Raw genomic sequence first — 8391 nt, 5'->3', positions numbered from 1 at the left:
GACGGTCAGTTCGTCGCCGCGGCGGACGAGGTCGAGGGTGTCGCGGCGACGAACTGACCGTCACCGCCGGGCCGTTCCGCCGTGTCGTCCCGCTGCCCTCCGCGCTGCGCCGCTGCACCGTCGACGGCGCCGCCCTGCGCGAGGGCGAGCTGCGCGTCCGGTTCCGGCCCGATCCGGAGCTCTGGCCGCGCGGCCGGTGAAGCCGCGAGGGCCGTTCGGGTACCGTCGAGGGGGCCACCCGCAGTCAAGGAGTCCGTCATGAGCGAACAGCTCCCCCCGCCCGACGACACCGGGAACGAGGCCGGGGACGAGACCTACGGCACGCGGGCGGACGACGCCCGGGAGGACCGCGCCGAGGCGCCCGCCGATCCACCCTCCGAGGTCCACGCCGACGCCTGGGCCACCGCCGCCGCCGAGGACCTCGAGGCCGAGCGGGCCCGCCGCCGCGCCCGCCACGGCACGCCCCCCGGCTCCGCCGCCGAGGAGTTCAAGAAGCTCGTCGACGCGGTCGCCGACAGGCTCTCCGATCTCCAGGCGCCGCTGCTCGGCGCGGTCGCGGGACCCGCCGCCCAGCAGGTCGTCCGCCAGGTCGTGCAGCAGGCGAAGGCCGCCGTCGAACCCGTCATCGAACGCAACCCGGACGTCTTCGACCACCTCGCCGCCGCCGGCAGCGAACTCCTCGCCGCCTACCGCTCCGCCGTGCAGGACCAGGAGCGCCGCTGGACGGCGCGCGACACCCCGCCGCGCGACCCCGGGGAGCGCCGCGACCCCGGCGACGACCCCGGCACCGGCCCCGGCGAGCGCATCGACCTGGACTGAGCGCCCGTCGCGGCCCCTCGAGGCCCCTCGGTCGCGTCCGGCTTCCCGGCCTGCGGACACAGGGACGGCGAGCCCGTCACCTCGGGTACCGTTGGCGTAGCGGGGCTCGACCGAAACTGAGGGATTCATGGGACTCACCATCGGCGTCGACATCGGCGGCACCAAGATCGCGGCCGGCGTGGTCGACGAGGAAGGCGCCATCCTCTCGACCCACAAGGTGCCGACCCCGGGCACGCCCGAGGAGATCGTGGACGCCATCGCCTCGGCGGTGGAGGGAGCGCGCGCCGGGCACGACATCGTCGGCGTGGGCATCGGCGCGGCCGGATACGTCAACCGCCAGCGCTCCGAGGTCTACTTCGCCCCCAACATCCACTGGCGCAACGAGCCGCTCAAGGAGAAGGTCGAGGCCCGCGTGGGCCTCCCGGTCGTCGTGGAGAACGACGCCAACGCGGCGGCCTGGGGCGAGTACAAGTTCGGCGCGGGCAAGGGCCACCGCAACGTCATCTGCATCACGCTCGGCACCGGCCTCGGCGGCGGCGTGATCATCGGCAACAAGCTGCGCCGCGGTCACTTCGGCGTGGCCGCCGAGTTCGGCCACATCCGCATGGTGCCGGACGGCCTGCTGTGCGGCTGCGGCTCGCAGGGCTGCTGGGAGCAGTACGCCTCCGGCCGTGCCCTCGTCCGCTACGCCAAGCAGCGCGCCAACGCCACCCCGGAGCAGGCCCAGACGCTGCTCTCGCTCGGCGACGGCACCCCGGAGGGCATCGAGGGCAAGCACGTCTCCATGGCCGCCCGCCAGGGCGACCGGGTGGCCGTCGACTCCTACCGCGAGCTGGCCCGCTGGGTCGGCGCGGGCCTGGCCGACCTGGCCTCCCTGTTCGACCCGTCCGCCTTCATCGTCGGCGGCGGCCTGTCCGACGAGGGCGAGCTGGTCCTCGGCCCGATCCGCAAGTCGTACCGGCGCTGGCTGGTCGGCGGCAACTGGCGGCCGGTCGCCGACGTCCTCGGCGCCCAGCTCGGCAACAAGGCGGGTCTCGTCGGCGCGGCCGACCTGGCCCGCGAGCCCGACCCGATCATGTGACGGTCCCCCGGCACCCGGCAGCGCCCGCCCGACCCCTCGGAGGGAACGGCGGGCGTCGCCGTTTCCGGGCCTCCTCCGCGGCGTATCGTGACCGCATGGCGACGACCGAGCTGCTGCCAGGGTCCCGCACCGACGCCGACGGCTCGGCCGTCGTCCGGGTGCTCAGCTACAACATCCGCTCCATGAAGGACGACACCGCCGCCCTCGCCCGGGTGATCGGCGCCTGCGCGCCCGATCTGGTGCTGCTCCAGGAGGCGCCGCGCTTCTTCCGCTGGCGCAAGAAGCTATCCCGGCTCGCCTCCGACTCCGGACTGGTGATCCTCTCCGGCGGGGCCACCGCCGCCGGGCCCGCCCTGCTGTGCTCCCTGCGCGCCACCGTCGAACGCACCGAGGACGTGCTGCTGCCGCTCAGCCCGGGGCAGCACCGGCGCGGCTTCGCCACCGCCGTCGTGCGGTTCGGCGGCGCCCGGCTCGGGGTGCTCAGCTGCCACCTGTCCCTGGAGAAGCGCGAGCGGTACGACCAGGGCGGGATGCTGCTGGAGCGGGTGGCCGGGGCGGGCGTGGAGCACGTCGTCGCGGGCGGGGACCTCAACGACGAGCCGGCCGGGCGCACCTTCCGTCGGCTGGCCGGCACCCTGACCGACTGCCGCACCGCGGCGCCGTGGGGCGGCGAGCACACCTGGACGCACACCGACCCGCCCAAGCGCATCGACGCCCTCTTCGTCACCAAGGGCGTCGAGGTGCTCGGCTGCGGCGTGCCCCACGACCAGCCCGGGGTGACGCAGGCGGACCTGCGGGCGGCGACCGACCACCTGCCCGTCCTGGCCGCCCTCAAGGTCCCGGCGGCCGTGTGACGGCCCTCAGACGACCGCGCCCCGGCCCGGGTCCCCGTCGTCCTCGTCGTCGGTGCGCATCCGCATCACCAGCGTGACCGCGCCGCCCAGGAAACCGCCGATGCACGCGGTGGTCAGCCACCAGGTCATCTCCCAGCCCAGCAGTATCGCCAGCAGGAGCAGCACCGGGGCGCCCAGCACCCCCAGCCAGGCGAACTTGGAGGTGACGTCCGCCTCCGGCAGCGGGGGCGGCTCCGGCGGCACGAAGTGGCCCTCGTCGCTCTCGTCGAGATCCTCCTCCGCCGGCTCGGCCACGCTGTAGTCGCGCGGGCCCACCCCCGGCGCGAAGGCGACGGAGCCGCCCAGCGGCCTGGCCGTCGGCTCCTCCTCCGCCTTGCGCGGCGGGGCCTTGGTCCCGGCGCCGTCCGCGCTGTCCGCGTCGTTCGCGTCGTTCGTCTCGGACTCCAGCAGCGCCAGGTCCTCCACCGACTTGAACGGCTTGGCGCCCGGCGGGTCCGGCGGCTCCTGGCCGTACCCGGCGACGATCGCCTCCCACGCGGCGGCCTCGTCGAAGGGGACGCCCTGCTCCTCCGGCTCGCGGCCCTCACGGTCCGAGTCGTGCTCAGCCACCTGCGGTCGTCCCTTCGTTGCCGAGACCGGGCTCACTGACGGCGCCGGGTGCGAGCCGGCCGATGAACGCGGCGCCCTCCCGGAAGATCAGCTCCGCGTCGTAGTCCAACGTCGCCACGTGGTAGCTCTGTTCCAGCAGGACCTCGGTCACGTCCACCGACGACACCCGGGAGAGGATCCGCGCCGAGTCGGCCGGTGGCACCACATGGTCCTGCGGGCTGCGCATCAGCAGCAGCGGCTGCGTGACCTGCGGGAGCTCGCGGTCGACCAGCCGGAAGAAGTTCCGCAGGGAGTGCGCCGCGTGCAGCGGCACCCGGTCGTACCCCAGCTCCCGGGTCACCGGCTTGGCGATGTCGCTCGCGATGCCCTTGGTCGCCGGGACGAGATGACGCAGCACCGGCAGGGCGTGCGCGGCCACCCCGTGCACCTTGTTCGCCGGGTTGACCACCATCACCCCGCTCACCGCGTCCCCGTGGCGCGCCGCCAGCCGCAGCGCCAGCGCGCCGCCCATCGACAGCCCGGCCACGAACACCCGCGCGCAGCGGTCCCGCAGCAGCCGCAGCTCACGGTCCACCTCCGCGTACCAGTCCTGCCAGCCGGTCACCCCCAGGTCCTGCCAGCGCGTGCCGTGCCCGGGCAGCAGCGGCAGCGACACGGTCAGCCCGCGCTCGGCGAGATGGTCCGCCCAGGGGCGCAGGGACTGGGGCGAACCGGTGAAGCCGTGGCAGAGGAGGACGGCGGTCTCCCCGCCCTCGTGGCGGAACGGCTCGGCTCCGGTCTGGAGCGGCACCTTCGGCCTCCTGTTCCTGGGACTCGTGGACGGTCGGGCTCGTCGTCACGGCCGGCGCGGAGCCGGCACTCGGATTGCAGGACCTTCACCGTACGCGACCGCACTGACACCGACCAGGGCCGTCGGGGCCTTCGGCGCCGCTCCGGGATATGGTCTGACCAACACGCACAGGAGGCACCCGGTTGTTGTACGGCACGATGAAGGTCGCCATCGGAGGGCCGCTGAAGCTCGCCTTCCGGCCCTGGGTGGAGGGCCTGGAGAACGTCCCCGCCGAGGGCCCCGCCATTCTGGCCAGCAACCACCTGTCCTTCTCGGACTCGTTCTTCCTGCCCGCGGTGCTGGACCGCAAGGTCACGTTCATCGCGAAGGCGGAGTACTTCACCACACCGGGCGTCAAGGGCAGGATGACCGCGGCCTTCTTCAAGGGCGTCGGCCAGCTTCCCGTGGACCGCTCCGGGGCGCGCGGCGCGGGTGAGGCGGCGATCAGGAGCGGCATAGAGGTCCTGGAGCGCGGCGAGCTGTTCGGGATCTACCCCGAGGGCACCCGCTCGCCCGACGGCCGCCTCTACCGCGGCAAGCCGGGCGGTCTGGCGCGCGTGGCGCTGGCCACCGGGGCGCCGGTCCTGCCCGTCGCCATGATCGACACGGAGAAGATCCAGCCCCCGGGGCAGGTCGTGCCCAAGCTGATGCGCCCGGGCATCCGGATCGGCAAGCCCCTCGACTTCACCCGCTACCAGGGCATGGAGCACGACCGCTTCGTGCTGCGCGCGGTGACGGACGAGGTCATGTACGAGATCATGAAGCTGTCCGGCCAGGAGTACGTCGACATGTACGCCACCGCCATGAAGCGGCAGCTCGCCGAGGCGGCCAAGGCCGAGAAGGAAGCGGAGAAGGCCGAGAGGGAGGCGGAGAAGGCCCACCGGGCCGCCGTCGCCCGGGCCGACAAGGAGCAGGCGGAGAAGCTCAGGGCGGCCCTGGAGCAGACGGACCGCAAGGAGACCGGGGGACCGTCCGAGCGGTAGCCGGGCCCGGCACGCACCGGGGGGAGTGGGGGAAACATGGCGCGGCGCGACACAGTCATGCGCATGTCGGTCGAGCAGCCGCTGTGGCGCGCGCTCACCGGCTACCGCGTGCTCACCATGATCTACGCGATCGGCCTGTTCGCCTCCGCCCACGACGAGTTCACCCGTCCCTGGCTCGCCGTCGCCTACTTCGCGGTCCTCGGCGCGTGGACCCTCGCCACCCTGCCCAGGGTCGCGAGCGCCGCCGCCTGCACCAAACCCTTCCTCGCCGCCGACCTCGCCGTCGCGCTCACCGGCATCCTGCTCACCCCGGTCGCCGACGCCGCGGAGCGCGTCCACGACGGCGGACCCACCCTGCCGTCCATCTGGACCGCCGGCTCGGTGCTCGCCTTCGCCGTCAAGGGCGGCTGGCGCTGGGCGGCCCTCGCCTCCACCCTGGTCGCCGTCGCCAACCTGGTCGAGCGCGGCAACCCGGCCCGCGACACGGTGCACAACGTCGTCCTCGTCTGGGTCGCCTCCATCGCCATCGGCTACGTCGTCGAGGTCGCCCGCGCCTCCGAGCGCACTCTCGCCCGCGCCCTGGAGATCGAGGCCGCCACCCGGGAACGGGAGCGGCTCGCCCGGGACATCCACGACGGTGTGCTCCAGGTGCTGGCGATGGTGCAGCGGCGCGGCGCCGTCATCGGCGGCGAGGCGGCCGAGCTGGGACGGATGGCCGGCGAGCAGGAGGTGGCGCTGCGCACCCTGGTCTCCGGCGGCCTCGTCCCCGCCTCCCGCGCCTCCGAGGACACCGCCCGGGGCGCCGTGGTACGGACCGTCGAGGAGGACGGGCCGGGAGACGGCGGGCCCGGGGACGGCGGTCCGGTGGACCTGCGCTCCCTGCTCGCCCCGCACGCCGGGTCCCGGGTCAGCCTGGCCGAACCCGGCGCGCCCGTGCTCCTCGCCCCCCGGGCCGCGCGCGAGGTGGCCGCCGCCGTCGGCGCCGCCCTGGACAACGTCCGCCGGCACGCCGGGGAGCAGGCCCGCGCCTGGATCCTGGTCGAGGACGAACCGGACGAGGTGATCGTCACCGTCCGCGACGACGGCCCCGGCATCCCGGAGGGACGGCTCGCCCAGGCCGAGGGGGAGGGGCGGCTCGGCGTGGCCCTGTCCATCCGGGGCAGACTGCGCGACCTCGGCGGCAGCGCCGACGTGATCTCGGTGCCCGGCCAGGGCACGGAGGTCGAACTCAGGGTGCCGAAGGACCGGCAGCGGACGAACGACCCGCGGGGGAAGGCGGAACAGCGATGAACGGGACGACACCGATCAAGGTGATGGTGGTCGACGACCACCCGATGTGGCGGGACGCCGTCGCGCGCGACCTCTCCGAGTCCGGCTTCGAGGTCGTCGCCACGGCCGGCGACGGCGAGCAGGCGGTGCGCCGCGCCAAGGCCGCCGCGCCCGACGTCCTCGTCCTCGACCTCAACCTGCCCGCCAAGCCGGGCGTGCAGGTGTGCAAGGAGGTCGTCGCCGCCGATCCCACCGTCCGGGTGCTGGTGCTCTCCGCCAGCGGCGAGCACGCCGACGTGCTGGAGGCCGTGAAGTCCGGCGCCACCGGCTACCTGCTGAAGTCCGCCTCCACCGAGGAGCTGCGGGACGCCGTGCGCCGCACCGCCGACGGCGACCCGGTGTTCACGCCGGGCCTCGCCGGACTGGTCCTCGGCGAGTACCGCCGCCTCGCCTCCGAACCGGCCGCGCCCGCCGCCGGGGGCGGCGAGGAGCACAAGGCGCCCCGGCTCACCGAGCGCGAGACGGAGGTGCTTCGCCTGGTAGCCAAGGGCCTGAGCTACAAGCAGATCGCCGAACGCCTCGTCATCTCGCACCGCACCGTGCAGAACCACGTCCAGAACACCCTCGGCAAGCTCCAGCTGCACAACCGCGTGGAACTCGTCCGGTACGCCATCGAGCGCGGCCTCGACGACGAGTAGCCGGCCGGACATCTGTCCCAACACCCGGACCAATTGCGGTATTTACCGTCCCGGCCATGTCGATGTGACCCCGGTCACCCTTACCGTGCCAGAGGGAACGAACGGCATTCCGTCGACCATGGCGAAGGGACACTTCCATGCGGGTCGGAGTACTGACCGGAGGCGGCGACTGCCCCGGGCTCAACGCCGTCATCCGGGCCGTCGTCCGCAAGGGCGTACAGGAGTACGGCTACGAGTTCACCGGATTCCGGGACGGCTGGCGCGGTCCCCTCGACGGCGTCACCGTCCCCCTCGACATCCCCGCGGTGCGCGGCATCCTGCCCCGCGGCGGCACCGTCCTCGGCTCCTCGCGGACCAACCCGCTCAACGAGCGGGACGGCATCCGCAGGATCACGGACAACCTCGCTGCGCTCGGCGTGGACGCGCTCGTCACCATCGGGGGCGAGGACACCCTCGGCGTCGCCACCCGCCTCACCGAGGAGTACGGCGTCCCCTGCGTGGGCGTGCCGAAGACCATCGACAACGACCTGTCCGCCACCGACTACACCTTCGGCTTCGACACGGCCGTCGGCATCGCCACCGAGGCCATCGACCGGCTGCACACCACCGCCGAGTCCCACATGCGGGTCCTGGTCGTCGAGGTGATGGGCCGCCACTCCGGCTGGATCGCCCTCCACTCGGGCCTGGCCGGCGGCGCCAACGTCATCCTCATCCCCGAGCACCCCTTCGACGTGGACCAGGTGTGCGCGTGGGTGACCTCACGGTTCCGTGCGTCGTACGCCCCGATCGTGGTCGTCGCGGAGGGCGCGGTGCCGCGCGACGGCGACCTGGTGCTCAAGGACCGGTCCTTGGACGCCTTCGGACACGTCCGGCTGTCCGGGGTCGGCGAACGGCTCGCCCTCGAGATCGAGAAGCGCACGGGGAAGGAGGCCCGCACCACGGTCCTGGGCCACGTCCAGCGGGGCGGCACCCCCAGCGCGTACGACCGCTGGCTGGCCACCCGCTTCGGCCTGCACGCGATCGACTGCGTCCGCGACGGGGACTTCGGCACCATGGTCGCCCTTCAGGGCACGAACATAGTCCGCGTCCCCATGGCGGACGCGACGGCCCAGCTGAAAACAGTCCCTCCGGAGCTGTACGAGGAGGTAGGGGTCTTCTTCGGCTGACGCAAGCCGCGGGCAGTCGTGCCGCAGGGGCGATGGGGGTACCTCCCGCTCGAGCGAAGCCGAGAGTGGGGGAGGGTGGGCGC

The 8391-nt window shown here is 73.7% G+C and carries 10 protein-coding genes; 8 read left to right on the top strand and 2 right to left on the bottom strand.

Going from position 1 to position 8391, the window contains the following annotated elements; translation table 11 throughout:
* The 4 genes from CCN29_RS25265 to CCN29_RS25250 all read left to right on the top strand — a co-directional run.
* Nucleotides 1-200, top strand: a 200-nt coding sequence (locus CCN29_RS25265) for an ArsA family ATPase (RefSeq protein WP_442538490.1), incomplete at its 5' end; no start/stop codon positions are given.
* Between the two features lie 58 nt (nucleotides 201-258).
* Nucleotides 259-819 (top strand): DUF5304 domain-containing protein, encoded by a 561-nt coding sequence (locus CCN29_RS25260; protein WP_031018358.1) that lies wholly within the window; start codon nucleotides 259-261, stop codon nucleotides 817-819.
* Between the two features lie 127 nt (nucleotides 820-946).
* On the top strand, nucleotides 947-1900 hold the full coding sequence (locus CCN29_RS25255; protein WP_006131241.1) for an ROK family glucokinase: 954 nt from the start codon (nucleotides 947-949) through the stop codon (nucleotides 1898-1900).
* 95 nt (nucleotides 1901-1995) lie between these two features.
* Nucleotides 1996-2754 carry an endonuclease/exonuclease/phosphatase family protein gene (locus CCN29_RS25250; RefSeq protein ID WP_031018360.1) on the top strand — a complete coding sequence of 253 codons (759 nt, stop codon included), beginning with the start codon at nucleotides 1996-1998 and terminating at the stop codon, nucleotides 2752-2754.
* 6 nt (nucleotides 2755-2760) lie between these two features.
* On the opposite strand, the gene CCN29_RS25245 is transcribed toward CCN29_RS25250, so the two are convergent.
* Nucleotides 2761-3363, bottom strand: coding sequence for a hypothetical protein (locus CCN29_RS25245; RefSeq protein WP_031061881.1), 603 nt, complete (start codon nucleotides 3361-3363; stop codon nucleotides 2761-2763).
* A complete protein-coding gene (locus tag CCN29_RS25240; protein WP_006131244.1) occupies nucleotides 3356-4153 on the bottom strand; it encodes an alpha/beta hydrolase in 798 nt (265 codons plus the stop codon). The genes CCN29_RS25245 and CCN29_RS25240 overlap by 8 nt, the downstream gene beginning before the upstream one ends.
* 197 nt (nucleotides 4154-4350) lie before the next feature.
* Between CCN29_RS25240 and CCN29_RS25235 the strand changes: the two genes are divergently transcribed.
* The 4 genes from CCN29_RS25235 to CCN29_RS25220 all read left to right on the top strand — a co-directional run bounded on the left by CCN29_RS25235 (nucleotide 4351) and on the right by CCN29_RS25220 (nucleotide 8308).
* Nucleotides 4351-5175 (top strand): lysophospholipid acyltransferase family protein, encoded by an 825-nt coding sequence (locus tag CCN29_RS25235; RefSeq protein WP_031018364.1) that lies wholly within the window; start codon nucleotides 4351-4353, stop codon nucleotides 5173-5175.
* A gap of 36 nt (nucleotides 5176-5211) precedes the next feature.
* Nucleotides 5212-6465, top strand: coding sequence for a MacS family sensor histidine kinase (gene macS / locus CCN29_RS25230; protein ID WP_006131246.1), 1254 nt, complete (start codon nucleotides 5212-5214; stop codon nucleotides 6463-6465).
* Entirely contained in the window at nucleotides 6462-7142 is a 681-nt protein-coding gene (locus tag CCN29_RS25225) for a response regulator (protein ID WP_006131247.1), read from the top strand. The genes macS and CCN29_RS25225 overlap by 4 nt, the downstream gene beginning before the upstream one ends.
* Nucleotides 7143-7279: 137 nt before the next feature.
* Entirely contained in the window at nucleotides 7280-8308 is a 1029-nt protein-coding gene (locus CCN29_RS25220; RefSeq protein WP_086684650.1) for a 6-phosphofructokinase, read from the top strand.
* Nucleotides 8309-8391 lie beyond the last annotated feature (83 nt).

It is taken from the genome of Streptomyces pseudogriseolus (assembly GCA_002154585.1).
GTDB classification, from domain to species: domain Bacteria; phylum Actinomycetota; class Actinomycetes; order Streptomycetales; family Streptomycetaceae; genus Streptomyces; species Streptomyces pseudogriseolus.
This window is presented reverse-complemented; position numbering and strand designations above follow the sequence as displayed.

Excerpts from the sequence above, each read along its gene's own strand:
- CCN29_RS25225 (WP_006131247.1), top strand. The coding sequence starts at position 6,462 with ATGAACGGGACGACACCGATCAAGGTGATGGTGGTCGACGACCACCCG.
- CCN29_RS25235 (WP_031018364.1), top strand. The coding sequence starts at position 4,351 with ATGAAGGTCGCCATCGGAGGGCCGCTGAAGCTCGCCTTCCGGCCCTGG.
- CCN29_RS25255 (WP_006131241.1), top strand. The coding sequence starts at position 947 with ATGGGACTCACCATCGGCGTCGACATCGGCGGCACCAAGATCGCGGCC.
- CCN29_RS25220 (WP_086684650.1), top strand. The coding sequence starts at position 7,280 with ATGCGGGTCGGAGTACTGACCGGAGGCGGCGACTGCCCCGGGCTCAAC.
- macS (WP_006131246.1), top strand. The coding sequence starts at position 5,212 with ATGGCGCGGCGCGACACAGTCATGCGCATGTCGGTCGAGCAGCCGCTG.
- CCN29_RS25250 (WP_031018360.1), top strand. The coding sequence starts at position 1,996 with ATGGCGACGACCGAGCTGCTGCCAGGGTCCCGCACCGACGCCGACGGC.
- CCN29_RS25260 (WP_031018358.1), top strand. The coding sequence starts at position 259 with ATGAGCGAACAGCTCCCCCCGCCCGACGACACCGGGAACGAGGCCGGG.